18 protein-coding genes are annotated in these 15,212 nt (G+C 34.2%); 5 read left to right on the plus strand and 13 right to left on the minus strand.

Annotation, left to right across the window (positions count from 1 at the left end; genetic code table 11):
- Nucleotides 1-99: 99 nt before the first annotated feature.
- The 8 genes from MHB74_RS16130 to MHB74_RS16165 all read right to left on the minus strand — a co-directional run bounded on the left by MHB74_RS16130 (nucleotide 100) and on the right by MHB74_RS16165 (nucleotide 7,555).
- A complete protein-coding gene (locus MHB74_RS16130; protein ID WP_061680289.1) occupies nucleotides 100-714 on the minus strand; it encodes a hypothetical protein in 615 nt (204 codons plus the stop codon).
- Nucleotides 715-973: 259 nt separating this feature from the next.
- The gene (locus tag MHB74_RS16135; RefSeq protein ID WP_061680290.1) at nucleotides 974-1,843 is read right to left on the minus strand and encodes a LysR family transcriptional regulator; all 870 of its coding nucleotides are present in this window, start codon (nucleotides 1,841-1,843) and stop codon (nucleotides 974-976) included.
- Between the two features lie 110 nt (nucleotides 1,844-1,953).
- A complete protein-coding gene (locus MHB74_RS16140) occupies nucleotides 1,954-2,658 on the minus strand; it encodes an aspartate/glutamate racemase family protein (RefSeq protein WP_061680291.1) in 705 nt (234 codons plus the stop codon).
- 372 nt (nucleotides 2,659-3,030) lie between these two features.
- A complete protein-coding gene (locus MHB74_RS16145; protein ID WP_061680292.1) occupies nucleotides 3,031-3,741 on the minus strand; it encodes a hypothetical protein in 711 nt (236 codons plus the stop codon).
- Nucleotides 3,742-4,079: 338 nt separating this feature from the next.
- Nucleotides 4,080-4,838 carry an SDR family oxidoreductase gene (locus MHB74_RS16150; protein ID WP_061680293.1) on the minus strand — a complete coding sequence of 253 codons (759 nt, stop codon included), beginning with the start codon at nucleotides 4,836-4,838 and terminating at the stop codon, nucleotides 4,080-4,082.
- Nucleotides 4,839-4,894: 56 nt separating this feature from the next.
- Nucleotides 4,895-6,553 carry a putative ABC transporter permease subunit gene (locus tag MHB74_RS16155; protein ID WP_061680294.1) on the minus strand — a complete coding sequence of 553 codons (1,659 nt, stop codon included), beginning with the start codon at nucleotides 6,551-6,553 and terminating at the stop codon, nucleotides 4,895-4,897.
- On the minus strand, nucleotides 6,546-7,271 hold the full coding sequence (locus MHB74_RS16160) for an ABC transporter ATP-binding protein (RefSeq protein ID WP_048525168.1): 726 nt from the start codon (nucleotides 7,269-7,271) through the stop codon (nucleotides 6,546-6,548). The genes MHB74_RS16155 and MHB74_RS16160 overlap by 8 nt, the downstream gene beginning before the upstream one ends.
- An 89-nt stretch (nucleotides 7,272-7,360) precedes the next feature.
- Entirely contained in the window at nucleotides 7,361-7,555 is a 195-nt protein-coding gene (locus MHB74_RS16165; protein ID WP_061680295.1) for a hypothetical protein, read from the minus strand.
- A gap of 332 nt (nucleotides 7,556-7,887) precedes the next feature.
- On the opposite strand from MHB74_RS16165, the gene MHB74_RS16170 reads away from it, so the two are divergent.
- A complete protein-coding gene (locus MHB74_RS16170; protein WP_061678928.1) occupies nucleotides 7,888-8,247 on the plus strand; it encodes a DUF3796 domain-containing protein in 360 nt (119 codons plus the stop codon).
- Nucleotides 8,235-8,435: a helix-turn-helix transcriptional regulator gene (locus tag MHB74_RS16175; protein WP_061678929.1), complete on the plus strand. Its 201-nt coding sequence runs from the start codon at nucleotides 8,235-8,237 to the stop codon at nucleotides 8,433-8,435. Before MHB74_RS16170 ends, MHB74_RS16175 begins: the two co-directional genes overlap by 13 nt.
- 50 nt (nucleotides 8,436-8,485) lie before the next feature.
- Here the strand turns inward: MHB74_RS16175 and MHB74_RS16180 are convergent, their stop codons facing one another.
- Both MHB74_RS16180 and MHB74_RS16185 read right to left on the minus strand, forming a co-directional pair.
- A complete protein-coding gene (locus MHB74_RS16180) occupies nucleotides 8,486-9,448 on the minus strand; it encodes a tubby C-terminal domain-like protein (protein WP_061678930.1) in 963 nt (320 codons plus the stop codon).
- Nucleotides 9,449-9,558: 110 nt separating this feature from the next.
- Nucleotides 9,559-10,269: a YjjG family noncanonical pyrimidine nucleotidase gene (locus MHB74_RS16185; protein ID WP_061678931.1), complete on the minus strand. Its 711-nt coding sequence runs from the start codon at nucleotides 10,267-10,269 to the stop codon at nucleotides 9,559-9,561.
- Nucleotides 10,270-10,589: 320 nt separating this feature from the next.
- Here MHB74_RS16185 and MHB74_RS16190 point away from each other — a divergent pair, with 320 nt between their 5' ends.
- Nucleotides 10,590-11,015 carry a DUF1648 domain-containing protein gene (locus MHB74_RS16190; protein WP_081110311.1) on the plus strand — a complete coding sequence of 142 codons (426 nt, stop codon included), beginning with the start codon at nucleotides 10,590-10,592 and terminating at the stop codon, nucleotides 11,013-11,015.
- A gap of 37 nt (nucleotides 11,016-11,052) precedes the next feature.
- Here the strand turns inward: MHB74_RS16190 and MHB74_RS16195 are convergent, their stop codons facing one another.
- From MHB74_RS16195 to MHB74_RS16205, 3 genes are all read right to left on the minus strand, one after another.
- Nucleotides 11,053-12,075, minus strand: a complete 1,023-nt coding sequence (locus MHB74_RS16195) for a tyrosine-protein phosphatase (RefSeq protein ID WP_061678933.1) — start codon at nucleotides 12,073-12,075, stop codon at nucleotides 11,053-11,055.
- An 89-nt stretch (nucleotides 12,076-12,164) separates the two neighbouring features.
- Nucleotides 12,165-13,004, minus strand: coding sequence for a hypothetical protein (locus MHB74_RS16200; RefSeq protein WP_061678934.1), 840 nt, complete (start codon nucleotides 13,002-13,004; stop codon nucleotides 12,165-12,167).
- Nucleotides 13,005-13,055: 51 nt separating this feature from the next.
- Nucleotides 13,056-13,778: a GNAT family N-acetyltransferase gene (locus tag MHB74_RS16205; RefSeq protein ID WP_061678935.1), complete on the minus strand. Its 723-nt coding sequence runs from the start codon at nucleotides 13,776-13,778 to the stop codon at nucleotides 13,056-13,058.
- Nucleotides 13,779-13,901: 123 nt separating this feature from the next.
- Between MHB74_RS16205 and MHB74_RS16210 the strand changes: the two genes are divergently transcribed.
- Both MHB74_RS16210 and MHB74_RS16215 read left to right on the plus strand, forming a co-directional pair.
- Nucleotides 13,902-14,741 (plus strand): DUF2785 domain-containing protein, encoded by an 840-nt coding sequence (locus MHB74_RS16210; protein ID WP_061678936.1) that lies wholly within the window; start codon nucleotides 13,902-13,904, stop codon nucleotides 14,739-14,741.
- Nucleotides 14,742-14,759: 18 nt separating this feature from the next.
- Nucleotides 14,760-15,209 carry an NUDIX hydrolase gene (locus tag MHB74_RS16215; protein ID WP_061678937.1) on the plus strand — a complete coding sequence of 150 codons (450 nt, stop codon included), beginning with the start codon at nucleotides 14,760-14,762 and terminating at the stop codon, nucleotides 15,207-15,209.
- The last annotated feature ends 3 nt before the right edge of the window (nucleotides 15,210-15,212 follow it).

Consider the following 15,212-nt stretch of genomic DNA (forward strand, 5'->3'; position numbering starts at 1 on the left):
AATGATTCATTCTCGTTATAGATGCTGTCCCAAAATATAAATCGGATGACAAAATGAAGTTATAACTTAGAGCTTATCATTACTCACTTAAGAAAAACTCTATAATTTCTTATGTAATGCCTTCATCGCTTTTTCTATGTTCATAAGTTCATTACGAATACTGTGTACATGAATTCCTGATTTTGTTAAGACCGCAAATAACCTTTCAAAGGCACGTAAAGCATCTTTATTTATTTCTTGTTCAATTGCAGTTAGTTCTTTGTTCATATTACCGATAAATTGGATTCTTTCTTGATGAATTGCTTCTAAATTGGCTATAGGTTTTCTATTAAAAATTTCGTGTAAAATTCCTTGCCACTTTTCTTTCTTTATTTCTTCTTTCAAACCTAGTTGTTTCTTCATAACTATAACTAGATCATGTAAACTTTTTTCTAATTGACTAAATTCCTTCTTCGCAAGAATTTTCTTTAATTTATTTGTAACACGCCAGCTCTGTTTTAATCCGACAAAAGCACCTACTAGAGGCAATATTATAACAAATGCTCCTCCTGATACAAATATAGCATTTGCAGCAAAAGTAAAAGCTGCTTGTCCTGCAGCGGCTAACGATGCACGACTCGTTGTGTCAATAGCCACATTTCGTGCTGCAAGCTGTAGAGGTAATTGCTCCCCGTCTGCTGCCATTAATCCGTTAGCTAAACTTTTACCTACCATTCAACACTGCCCCCATTTCCAAAAAAATTTTATATTAATCATGTTAAATACGTTACATCTTTTATACCAATAATGAATACTACTCTTTATTAACTAAACTCTTTCCTTCTTTTACATTTATATATCTTTATGTAGGTGTATACTTAATATTAATTTTCATTAAATTTTGTTTGATCATTTCTCTAGAAGTAAACGTTTTTCCCCATGCATATGAACTCCAGAACAAAAACAAACTGATTGATAAACCAATCAGTTTGTTTTATTTACACATCTTTTCTTTTAAAAAGTCAATAAAAACAGATTTTGGTCTGCCTTTTAAATAGATAAAATCAATACTAATATTAATCTTCACTGGAGGTGTCATTTCCACTCTGATCAATTCTCCATTTTCTAATTCTTGTTTGACACAATGTTCAGGCAAGAAGCTAATGCCCATCCCTTGTATCACTAAATTTTTCGCTGTTTCCATATTATCTACTTCTAAAAATATAGTCGGGCTTACATCATTACTTGAAAATAGCCGATGAATCATTAGCCAATCCATTGATCCATAATCGAAGAAGATAAGAGGTTGTTTACTTACATGTTCTATTGTTACTTTTTCTTCTTTTAACAATAAATGATTTCGAGGCACAAAAAGGCCAATAGGGTCATTATAAAGACGAATTGACTCTACTTGAGGATGTGTTTCTGTTCGTACGATGCCGAAGTCAACTTCTTTATTAATAACCTTCTGTAAGATGTCTTGTGAATGACCAGTTACAATTTTTATTCTAACATCCTTAAATTCAGATTTGAAACCTGGTAAAATTTCAGGAAGGATATTATTAGATATTGATGAAGCACTCCCAATTACCAAGTCATATGGGAGTGTTACTTGTTGCAACCCATACTTTGCTTCCTGATAAGATTGCAAAATTTTTTGTGCATGTGGAAAAAAATAATCACCTTTTTCAGTTAAAGAAATCTTATTGCCATTTCGATGAAAAAGCTTTATATTAATTTCACGTTCAAGCGATTGGATACGTGCTGTTACAGAAGGTTGGGTTAAATAAAGAGCTTCGGCTGCTTTATTGAAACTACCAAGTTGACAAACATATATAAAAGCTTCAATATTTTCAATATTCATGTCTAAATGCTCCTTACTTTGGCTCCCTATTATAATTTACTATAACATGTGCACGTAAAATCGTATGCATCAAACATTCATAAAATAAGAATGCACTCTCAACTTCTAAATTACACTATTATTATTTCTTTCTCTGTTCTATTAGCTATTTTAATAACCATTTTAGCTACAATTTCTGTTGGATCAATAACGCAAATATTTTCGGATGATTTCAATACTAGAGGAACCTCTGTGCAACCTGCTATAATAGCCTCAGCTCCGCTATCTTTCAATTTATGAGCAACCTTTGAAAGATATAAACATCCTGTTTCTAAATTTCCACTTTTAATAGCATATATTCCTTCCATCACTTTTTCTTGCATTTCTTTATCAGGTTCAATGACATCAATCCTGTAACTTTGACAACTGTTTTGGTATAGTTTCGTCTTAATCGTCCCATCCGTAGCTAACAAACCTACTTTTCTAAAATTATTTTCTTGCACAAAACGAGCCGTTTCTAAGGGCATATGCAAGATCGGAATATTAACAGATCTTTTAGCTGCTTTATAGAAAAAATGAGCGGTATTACATGCAATAACAAGAAAATCCGCACCAGCGTTTTGCAGTCGCTGTGCTGATTGTACAATGTACGAGGTTGGATCCATTCCATTTCCCAAAATAGCCGTTGTCCGATCAGGTATTTGAGAATAGTTGTCTGCAATGATATGGATATGATCTTGATCTTTCATTGCAGGTGTATAAGAAATAATTTTGTTCATTAAATCAACAGTCGCTAAAGGCCCCATGCCCCCAATAATCCCCACAACTTTTTGCATTTTATTCACCACTTTTAAACATATTTTGAAAGTCTAATCTTAATAACATTCTTAGTATTTCTGTAAATGTATTTTGAATGATCGACTTAATTATAAGTTTCTTTTTAAGTAATGAATTATAGAAAGAATCTATACAACAATAGAAAATATGTATTGATAACTAATGCATAAGAGGATTTTGATAAAAACGCCCAATTTGACGTTTCTTTTTCCTGCCTATTTTTAAGCAGAACATTTAGCTTTTTGAAGAGTAGTTTTTCCTCCGCCTACTATCATTTCTTTTTGAAATGACAGTCCCTTAACTTGATGGGCATGACGCCTCCCTCCTTTAACACCATAAAAAAGCCTACTCGTGTAAGTAGGCTTTTCAAACTACGAAAGTTTCGTTAATAACTGATTTAAATCTTTTTTCGTTTTCGTCGTTAATGACTTCATTTTATTAATATCTATCTTTTCTTTCTCCGCTCCTACAATTAACGGATACATACTTTGTCCGATTGTTTTAGATTCAGCTGGATGTGATGCTTCTAACTCTTTCTCGATTACATCCCACTTTTCATTAATTTGTTTTCCAAGTTTATTTACTGTTTCTAATTTAGGGTTTGCAGCTAATTGCTTGTCTAAGCTTTCAATTAATGCAGCAACTTCTTTAACATTTGTTTTCACAGCTACGCTTTTCTTCGGATCTTTCGTTGTTTTTCCGTTTGAGTTTGTACTTGTACTTTGATCTGTCGTTTTTCCGCTAGTCGTTTGATCATTCGTTTTTCCTGTCGTCTCTTTTTCTTTTGTTTTCACATTCTCATTTTGAGATGACGTTTTACCGTTACTTTCTGTTCCTGATGATTCTTTCGTATTTTTTGCATCTTTATCTGTTTTTTCATTTGAAGAAGTATTTGTTTCTTTTTCATTATCTTTCGTTGTTTTTGACGTCTCATCTGCACTTGTCGTTTTTGCTTCTCCTTCATTTTGCGCTGTTACTTGTTCTTTCTTGTCTTTCTCTTTATCTGTTGAAGGACTACAAGCTGCCATAGTAAGCATTGTACCAATTGTTATCGATGCGATAGCGACCTTTTTCATTTTCATATAAATCCCCCTATGTTTATATAATTTATCCTCCTCTTTACGATTCGATTTTCCCTTAAAAAATCCCTTTTCATACGAATTACCATCTTTCCGACAGTAATCTTCATAATAATACGTACAAAAAACGATAAACCTATTTGAACATTCGAGTTTCTTCTACTTCATTTTTCTTCTCTGCAGCAAAAGAAAAAGAGTATATTGTCACATGAAGAATTACTATCTTCATATGACGATATACTCTCCTATCAAATTTTTATCTTTACTGACATTTTATTTAAACAAAAAAATAAAATTTTCTTTCATTTTTTTGTTTCTCAACAATTGTTAACATAATATATTTATGAGTAACCACCATTTGAATGTATGACTTGCCCTGTAATCCATTTTGCTTCTTCACTTACTAAAAAAGAAATTAAGCGTGCTGCATCCGACGGTTCCCCTACTTTACCTTGCGGGAACTTCCATACTAAATGATGCTTCAGCTCCTCTGTAATCCATCCTGTATTCGTCGGTCCTGGATCAACTGCATTTACTGTAATCCCCTTCTCCATCGCAACCGGTGCTACTGATTTTGTAAATGCTTCAATTGCTCCTTTCGTCGCTACGTATGCTAATTCATCTGGCATCGGGCCTAACGACTGCCCTGACGTAAGATTAATAATACTGCCACTCGTTTTCAGCTCATAATGTTTTATAAATAATGAACTTAATAACATAGTAGCGCGGACATTCACTGTATAATGTTTATCTAACTGTTCTACATTTAATTCTTCAATTCTCGTATGAGTAGCATACGCTGCATTATTAATTAAAATAGATGGATCACCTAAACGTTCTGAGACCATATAAAACAAACGATTTGGCGAATACGACTGCGATAAATTGATTTCTGCCATTTCACAACGAACACCTAAACTTTCAATCTCCTCTTTTAACAAAAAGGGCTCTTTGTCATGCATTCCCCACGGCATCGCTTTATCATACTGAGACCAGTACGTGAAAAAAATGTCTATCCCTTCTTGAGCAAGCACCTTGCATACAGCTGCACCAATTCCATTCAGACGAGTTGCCCCTGTTACAATTGCTATTTTCTTCACCTTTTCTCCTCCATCTATGGATAAATCCCCTGCACGAATACAGAGGATCTATCTTTTTATTCAATATTTGCCAATATGCGTTCTGCACCTATCTTTAATATTTTGATTAAAATATAGTTGGCAATGGTAAACAATACAAATAAAACAATAAACATAACCCACAGTCCTACTTGAAGGAAGAAGTATAATAAACTTACTCCCGCTACAATAACTAAAGCTATAAAAATATTCGCTAAAAAGTTCCACAAAGTTGTATATCGGCTCTTAAATAATTTCTGCTCTGTATCCCAATGTATATCTGCAGTTTGTGCATCCCAGCGTGTACCGATTAAATTAATTAACAATAACCCGTTCGCACTTAGTAAAAACCACAGTAACATGAACACAGGAGAAATCCCTGCTACAACTGCCATCGTAATACCGAATACTGCTAAAATAATCACATTAATTAACCAAGCAGTAATCGCTTTCGCAAAAAAGATATCTGAAGCTTTTACAGGTAAATAACGATTTACAAACCATGAACTTCCATCACGTGAAAATGATGTTGTTGCGATAACGTTACTTCCCATTAAAAATAGCGATGCACAAAGACCAACGCCAATTGCAAGACCTGCTGATTTTGGATTATCAATATACCCTGTGATCCACTTTAAGTTTCCATCTTTCACGAATAAAACAAAGAATAACATAATCGGCATAACGAAAGTTTGTACGATACAATTTAAGAAAAATTGCGGTGTACGGAATAACGTTTTAAATTCTTTTTTCACATACGCTTTCAAATGTGAACTTTGTACCGTTGATTTCTGTAAACCTTCAGCTGAAATAACCTCTTTTTTTGCTGTGCTCGTTGAAAGGCCAATAACCCCTTTTAAATATGTACGCTCTGCAATGTAATAAAACAACACAAAGAATACAAATGAAATAAGCGCAAAGATGATTACGTATAACGGACCTTTCCAATTTGCATTTTCTACTAATGCCACTGCTCCGAAATATGTAGTTGGAAAATAATTTGTCATTTGTACTAAAAGTGAAGATTGGTTGTTCGCAAGGTAATTCGTAATTGCATCTTCAGAAAACGAGCTTTTATTTTTCCACTGTAAAAATACATTAATTCCTACAATAAATAGTATACTTACGATTCCAATAAATATATTGCCTCGGTCTTTATTTTTCGCTATATTCGTATACCTCATAATAACTGTCATCAGTAATGAAGCTAATACTAACGGCACAATCGGGAAGAGTAAGTAAATAAAAATCATGTATATGTAATATGTAATAAATGCACCACTTTTTAACCCGTACGTAATAAAGATTGGTAATAAAATGAATGAACTCATTACGTATTGTGTTATTAATACTGTTAAAAATTTTGCCGAAATAATCTGGGCTGGTTTTAATGGTAATGGTAGTAACATTTCAATGTCATTACTATAGTAAAATACAGTTAAAATGTTCGTTATACTCATTAAAAATACCCATATACTCGCAATCGCAAGTCCCATTGCGATAATCATTCCTGGATCTTGCCCTAAATGTATCATTCCCTCATACATTGCGTGCGTGATAGAACCAAATAGTAAAAAGCCGACAAATAAAATGGCTGCAAATGAAAATACATACGCCCATCGCTTCTTCTTATCTGTTATAAAATCTGCATAATTTAATTTTAATAATACTTTCGTTAACGTCCAAATTTTACTCATTGCCCGTCATCTCCAAGAACATTTTTTCAAGTGATTCATTGGATTTAAAATGATCTCTCATTTCATCTAAATTCCCTTTAAACTGAAGATTCCCCTTATTAATAATTGCAACGCGGTCACATATTTTTTCTGCTACTTCTAATACGTGTGTCGAGAAAAATACAATCTTTCCTTTATCCGCATGTTCTCTCATCATTTCTTTTAAAATATATGCGGATTTCGGATCAAGCCCCGTTAACGGTTCATCTAAAATCCATATATCTGGCTCATGCACGAGCACACCAATAATAACGATTTTTTGTCTCATACCGTGCGAATAACTTTGAATTTGATCCGATAACGCATTGTAAAGATCAAATTTCTTCGCTAAAGACTCAATTCGCTCTTGTCGTACTTCTTTCGGCACTTCATACATATCTGCCATAAAGTTTAAATATTCAATTCCTTTTAATCGTAAAAACATATCTGGGCTATCTGGGACATAACCAAACGTCCTTTTCGCTTCCATCGGATTTTTCATAATATCTATACCATTAATCGTAATCGTTCCTTTGTCCACCCCATGAATACCAGTAATCATCTTAATTGTCGTTGATTTACCCGCACCATTCGGCCCTAAAAATCCAAAAATTTCTCCGCTAGGCACAGATAAACTTAAATCTTTTACTGCATAAGTAGACCCATTATAACTTTTCGACACATTCGTAATTTCAATCATTACATCCAATCCTTTCCTTAATTACCAAATAACTATATCAACATTATAGCATACTTCTATTTTTAGATTTTTATATTTTTTCAGTTTTTTTAACCTTTAAAATAAATATACACGCCTAATCCAACGATTAAAACGACAGCCAGTAAAATATAGATTATCGTCAGCCGTTTAATATTCCCTTTTGTCGCTTTACTATAATTCGCATCACCATTCCGCCCAATTAACACCGTTGCCACTACAGTAATTACTACAAGTAATACAACGATCATGATCCAAGTTAGCATTCCTTCCTCCCCCTCCTTACAACCATTTTACAATATTATCCTCTTTATTTCGCAGTATATTTCCTCTTTTTACTATTATTATGAAAAGAATTGGAAAACTATTATTACCACACATTTCTATATGTGATATATTTATAACATAACGTGATTTATCCCGCTTTAATGGGCAGTAAGACCCCCACCTCAAAATTCAGCGAAAGCAAAGAAGTTAGGTGGGGGATCAACTGCCCCTAAAAGTCCGATTGGTGAGGGCTGATAATCAGTGGGGGATGAAGAAAACCCCCACTGATTAAAGTTTCACTTTATTTCTAACATTGAAAGGAGAATCTATCGTGAAAACAACTTGGATTAAATATTTAGGATTTCTCGGTTTCTTCGGATTTCTCGGCTTTTTTTATGAAAAAGGATTGTTTACTATGTTTTGTTTCTTCTCCTTTTTTACAACGTATAGAACGGTTCAACACGATGAACTATTTGAACAAATCATCAATAAATCGTGCCGTAATGCCTTTATCGTTACATTACTAACTACCGCTATCATTATGTTTATTGAAATGTTATTTCCAAATCCGGTGCTACAAGAGATTGATATCGCTCTTATTTTCAGCACACTCATTCTTACGTTCGGCTTCTCTATATTCTTTTACGATAAACCTGTTGATGAAACGGAAGATGCGCCATGGCGTTCGTAACGAAAATAAAAGAATACCGCGCCAAATCGAACATGACACAAGAAGATTTAGCGAAAACTGTTGGTGTACGCCGTGAAACAATTAGCCATCTCGAAAAAGGAAAATATAACCCTTCCTTGCAGCTTGCTCACGATATAGCGAAGGCACTGCATAGTACGATTGATGAGATTTTTATTTTTGAGGATTAATGAAAAATACCGGTATTCTTTTCACAAAGAACACCGGTATTTCTCATTTATCAACCATACAAAACAGCATGAAATACGCCTAATAGTAAGTATTGATCCTCTATATAACCCTCATCATATACATTCATCTCGATGTCATACATATCTTCCTCAAGACGAATATTCCAATCTGCGATTACATAGCCGTTGCGTAATAACTTTCCAAGCCCAATTGTAGTTTTGTGAACAACATATTCTTCTGTCTTATATGTAAAGGTAAATAGGAAATTTGCATCTAGTAACTTTCCGTCACATACAAGTATTTCATGCTCTGCATCATTATGATCGATGTACGTTACTAAAATCCTTCTTTGACGTTGCCTACTTACATCCTTTGCAATGACGCGAATATTGTCTTTACTATCCTTTATTTCGTAAATGATATTACTACCAACCTTCGGAATAAAGTCTAGCACTTTCATCAACGTATTTTTATAATAGCCCCGTACTGCGCCTACTCTTTCGCTTTCATTGTAAACTTCTATCGACGTCGTATCCGCTTTACTATCACACAGTCGTTTGTAAGAAAGCTGCATCATTCGCTCTCCTCTTAAGTACTGATCAAATGTCACAGGATATTCTATCGCGCGCAGTTCCTTATTTAGCTCATATAAATAACGCCCGACGCTCTCTACTAATGTTGTCGTAGATATACGCTCTTGAAGTTCAAATTGTTGCCAACTAGAAGAAACTTTCCACTGATCGTCCTCTTCATAAAAGAATCCGAGAATTACTTCCTCACGGTCACTCGTTTCATAATTCATATGTACGTTTTGACCGTGTTGTACTTGTTCCATCCACTGTCCTAAATAAATACCGAGCTCTGCGACCTTCATACATGACTTCTGAAAAAGTACGCTGTCACTAACGCGAATCGTTAAATCCCCTTCAATAAAGCCCTTTGTATAAGCATCATACTTTGGCTCATCCTTCTGCGGAATAGCCTTGTCTAACTCAAATAAAAACGTTAACATTCTTTACTCACCTCTAGTTATTACACCTATCCTACCTATATATTGGCCGCAACTCAAATTATATCAACGATTTTTTCGATATATCGACTTATCGAAAAATATCAACACAATTAAAATGAAGCTACCTTTTCTTCCGCCACTTCCACAATTTCTAAAATTTGTAGCAGGCTCTCCACTTCATAAGTCGGCTTAACATCTGCCCTATTTTCTTTCAAACTCGGATTATACCAACACGTATCAATGCCGTAATCTTCTCCGCCTTTCATATCAGAAGTTAGCGAATCTCCAACCATTAGTACACTTGATTTATCAGTAATCCCAAACTTCTCAAATACATAATCAAAAATCTCACGTGCTGGTTTTTGATGACCAACCTCTTCTGAAATAATAATATGATCAAAGAAATTACATAAAGGCGAATTTCCAATTCTCGATTGTTGTACCTTCGTATATCCATTCGTAATAATACCTAACTTGCAATCTTGTAGTTTCTCACATAATTGCACTGCACCTTCTATAAGGTGTACTTCTTTCCCTAAGTTTTCAAGGTATACATCACTAAATTGCTGTGCATCTACTTCTATATTATGAAGGGCAAATAATTGTCTAAATCGATCTACCGCTAATTCACTTAGCGTAATCATTTTATTTTCTAAGTCTCTCCATAATCCATTACTAATCTCTTTATAACTTGCAAGATAATCATTATACCCTGTAGGCATCCCGAACTGTACAAACGCGTTATGCAATGCGTTTCTCTCCGTTTCAGGAAAATCTAATAATGTATCGTCTACGTCGAATAATATAATTTTATATTTCATTATGCTCTCCTCAACTAGTACGTTATTTACAACTTGTATTTTCTCATTAATTGGCTCTTAAGTCGAACTTTTTCCCTTTATAAATAGTAACTGTACAGAGAATTTAAAGTTGCTTTAAGGCATACGAGTTATGTTATTCAAAAATAATTAATTGTGAAAATACTATAAATTTGAGATAATTTGGATAATGAATCCAATTTTTAAAAAGGTAATACAGGAATAGAAAGGGGCGGAAAAACATAGTAAATTCATGGGAAAGACCTAAAGTACAAATCCCAAAAACAAAAAGTGAATGGATTGGAGATACCATTGGATATTCATTGTTCTTTGGATCAATCATTTTTTTGATCATCATTTGGGGAAAATTACCCGAGGAAGTGCCCGCACATTATAATGCATATGGGGCTGTAGATCGCTGGGGATCAAAGTGGGAACTTTTACTTCTGCCAGGAATAGGGCTATTCATACTCCTTTTAATGCAAACTTTAGAGAAGTTTCCAGAAGTACATAACTATCCACAAAGACTGAATGAATCGAATGCTAAACAGTTTTATTTAAACAGTAGAAAAATGCTAAATCAATTAAAAAATGTCTGTTTACTTATTTTTGCTTTCATCCAATTTGAAACCATTTCAATCGCTCTAGATTGGAGCGGCGGTTTTGGAAAATTATTTTTACCGATATTGTTAATTGGGACAGTTATTCCAATTATCATAGGAATAATAAGGCAACGAAAAATTTCATAATAGAAAAGGAGGCTAATCCAATTAGCCTCCCTCCTTCTTATTTCTCTTCTAGCAATAACACTTTCATTTCTTTTAGCGACTCTTTCGTAAAGCCAAGTGCTTTTTCAGCATACGCTTCAACTGAACCGTATTGCTTTTTCACTTCATCAATCGCAGCTTGTAAATATTCAGCACGCGCTTCAAACATCGCACCTAATATCGCTCTACTTTCATCGTTTTGTAATTTCGCCCCTAAAAAGGCCATCATTTTTTCATTTAACTTTTCACGAAAACCGTTACTTAGTAAATAGTCTTCCATTACTGTTTTTTCTGGTACACCTAGTAAAAGTAATAATAATGCCGATCCAAATCCTGTACGATCTTTTCCAGCTGTACAGTGGTTTACTAGCGGTAAGTTTTCTGGATTTTGCGCTAAGTTTAAGAAGCTCACGAATGCTTCATTACCACTTACGAAATCTTGATTCATTTTCACAAGATACTCACCTGGCTTCCCTAACATAGAAAGGTCACCAACTTGGAAAAATTCATTTATATTTAAGTCTTTCGCTAAATCTTGCATAACTGGTAAGCACACTTGACGAGCACCTGTAATATCCGGATTCGGCTTATGCTTCACTTCAAAATCTGTACGGTAGTCACAAATTAACTTTAAGCCAGACTTTTGTAAATAGTCGATGTCCCATTCTGTTAGTCCTGCTAATTCTTCAGAACGGTACAACTTGCCCCATTTTACTTTACGGCCTTCAGTCGTTTCATATCCTCCCATATCACGGAAGTTAAACGCCCCTTGTAATGGTAATCTACGCTCAGCTACTGTCACTGCTTGTCCATTACTTCCTACTAGTCTAAAATATGGACGCTCATTTTCACTCGGGTTTTCAATTGTACATGATGACTCTCCATTTATCGTTGCAAGTAATTCTCCATTTTCTTCAATATGCTCTGGTGAAGTACTCCAGTAAATACGAACTTCTTCTATATTATTTTCCCACTTTATATATAACGTATTATCTTCATTTCTTTCTACAGTCGCTTGTAACCAATTTCTTTGCTGCTCCATTCTTTCACCAACGCTTTCTTATATAATCGAATCTTTCTTTATTGTATTATAGAAATATCTATTTTGTCGTTCTCATTTTTCTTTTTATCTTACAAATAGGCAAGAAGTTCTTTTACTTGTTCATAAGTTGTACACGGATTCCCTCGAAATACGTATGCGATTTGTTCATCACCTAAATCTTCATATACAACTGTCCCGCGATCAGGGTGCGAATAAAACTCTAATCCATTTATAATTTGTTTTGGGCCATAATTCATTGTCCAAGAAGAAACAGGATAGTACGCTTTGTTTTTATGCCGACAAACCCAAAGTGCATATAGTTTACTATCTTCATCCCAGTATACATACTGTATTTCATCATTTCCGAAACCAACTGATTCAAGTTTCCAACTTAACTTTTCATGAATTGATAATTTAACATAGGATACGTCTTCAGGAGCATTCCACTCACGACATCTTCCTATCTCACCCATTTCACCTCTCTTCGCTTGAAAGCTTAATAAGTGAAATGGTGTATGTAATATCCTTTTCGCAAGCTCCATATTTACCGGTTGTAATTCAATTAGAAATCGTTCCATTTCATCTTGGTTTATATATCCGCTATCAACAGAAACTTCAATTTGTGTTTTCCATCGAGATGTAACGTAACTTTCTTTTCCTTTATAATTTACACCTTTCCAATACACAAGCCATTTATATTGAAAACAATCTCCTTTTGCTTGAGAAATACAACTATCTGGAAATACTGGCTCCATTATATCTAGAAAAAACTCTTTTACCCGAAACATTCCAGTTGGAGTAACAACCTGAAGCCAAAAAGTTTCCCACTTTTCACCTTCATAACGTTCTGAAACCTTTTCAACTTTCCAATTCTCTAACAATACATGTGGATACAGTAAAACGAATGAATGCATGGATTGCTTTATCATATATAGTCCCCTCCCGCTATACGAGTTCGAGAGTATACACCATTCATCCTCCTAAAACTTCCTCACATATCGCTCAGTAGAACTTAACAACTGACATCCGTTCTTTTCAAAAACATCCTTCATCCATTCATTTTGTACATTTGTCTCGCCAATATAATACGATGCACCTATTTCTTTTAAGACAAACATTGCTCCTGTAAAGAATGCTGCTTCATACCCTTTATTTCGCATATTTGGAGCGACTGCGAAATACATGAGTTTTCCTTCTTCTAAAGTACCTCTCTCAATATGCGGGATTACAATTCCTATCGGCTCTTCATTGATACTCGCTGTTAAACAATGTTCTTTCCATTGCTCACCGATTTCTTGCAACATCATATTTACAAATTGATCATAATCGATTTGTTCTCCCGTCACTTCATTCCACAGTGAGTAAAAAACGCCTTCGCCAATCTCTTCAATAAGCTTAAAATCAATCTCACTTTCTACATCTTCTACTTCATATATATCCTTAAACACAATCATATTTTCAGTAATATATTCAAATGCATACGTTCCGAAGCATTTTTTATACACATCATAATTTGGACTTTTTGAAGAAATCTCAAAATGTAAATTTTCTATTCCCTCTTTTTCAGCCTCAGTAACGCAATACTGCATGATTTCCTTTAATTGCTCTTCTGTAAAAGGCTCTGCATTATTTTCTTTTATCATAATAGAAGAAGCATTTCTTCTTATTTTAAAATGTTTTTCTAACTGTTCTATAGTCATCATATACTTCCCTCATCTATGTCATCCTAGAATTTCTACTTGTTCTCCTTGCATGAGCAGGATTGTCCTTGAATATATAGAATACTAGAAAACATCGCATCTTTAAAGTGCGGAGGAGGTTCTCCATTGGATATTACAGCATTGCAACAACAGTTAGAGCTTATACAACAAAATGACTATACGCAACTGCAACATATAGATATTAATGAGTTAACACTTAATATGCTTCAGTATGTCGGAACGACTGATAGTTATGTTCGTTACCAACTTATATATAAATGCTTTTCCTATTTCATTCATCATGAATTCCTTATGGATGATCAGCTGAAATTACTTCTGCAAACTTGTTTAAGCGATGAGTATTTATATTGTGATATTCACTCCCCACATACAGATGGGGTTTTCACACGTTCTTACACTGTTTCGTTAATCGCGCTAATACTCCAATTCGCTAACTCGCACTACTTTTTCACAGAGGAAGATATTGAAGAAATAAAAAACAAACTCATTTCATATACAAACTTAGAAACGGATTTTCGAGGCTATATTGAAAATAAAGGATGGGCTCATTGTCTTGCCCACGTATCAGATGCCTTTACTGAAATTGTTCACAATTCCTATACGACCTTTGAATGGTATGAAGAATTAATTCATTGCTTATTAAATAAAATTTTTATCCCATCTGATTTTTTTCACAATAACGAAGACGAACGCATTATTACGCCGTTACTAGCAATGCTGTATCATGACTTCCCGCAAGATGAGTTAGTCTCTATTATTCATAAAAAAATAAAAAGGCTTCCTCAAATTAGAAAACGCCTTTCGCTTAATGAGTATTGTATTTTATGTGCCAACATTAAAACCTTTTTACGCACATTATTTTTCAGAACGAAAGATGACCATAACTTAGCCTTTACTGCACGTAAAACAGAAAGAATGTTAAAAGAACTTCCTAACTATTATTAACATATAAGGAGAATAAGTATGGGTTATATTGAAGACATGAGAAATTTAGTAGGAAATCATCCACTTATTTTAATAGGTTCACACGCCATTATATTAAATGAGAAAAATGAAATATTACTGCAGCTCCGTACAGATTTTAACCGTTGGGGCATAATTGGAGGCGCCTTAGAATATAACGAAACGTTAGAAGACGCTTTAAAGCGAGAAGTATATGAAGAAACGGGACTTATTATTAAAAACCCAGAACTATTCCGTACATACTCAGGACCTGATTTCTTTCAAATCTATCCAAACGGCGATCAAGTACACGGTGTACTCGTTGTTTATATTTGTCGTGAATTTCACGGTGAGCTTGTATGCGACCAAACGGAATCGAAAGAACTATGCTTTTTTTCACTTGATGAGTTACCTAGTAACCTTCCTTTTGTTATTGAGAGGATTGTTACTGACTTTCGGAATTCGAATTGAATT

The organism is Bacillus sp. FSL K6-0069 (genome assembly GCF_038007785.1).
Taxonomy (GTDB): domain Bacteria; phylum Bacillota; class Bacilli; order Bacillales; family Bacillaceae_G; genus Bacillus_A; species Bacillus_A mobilis.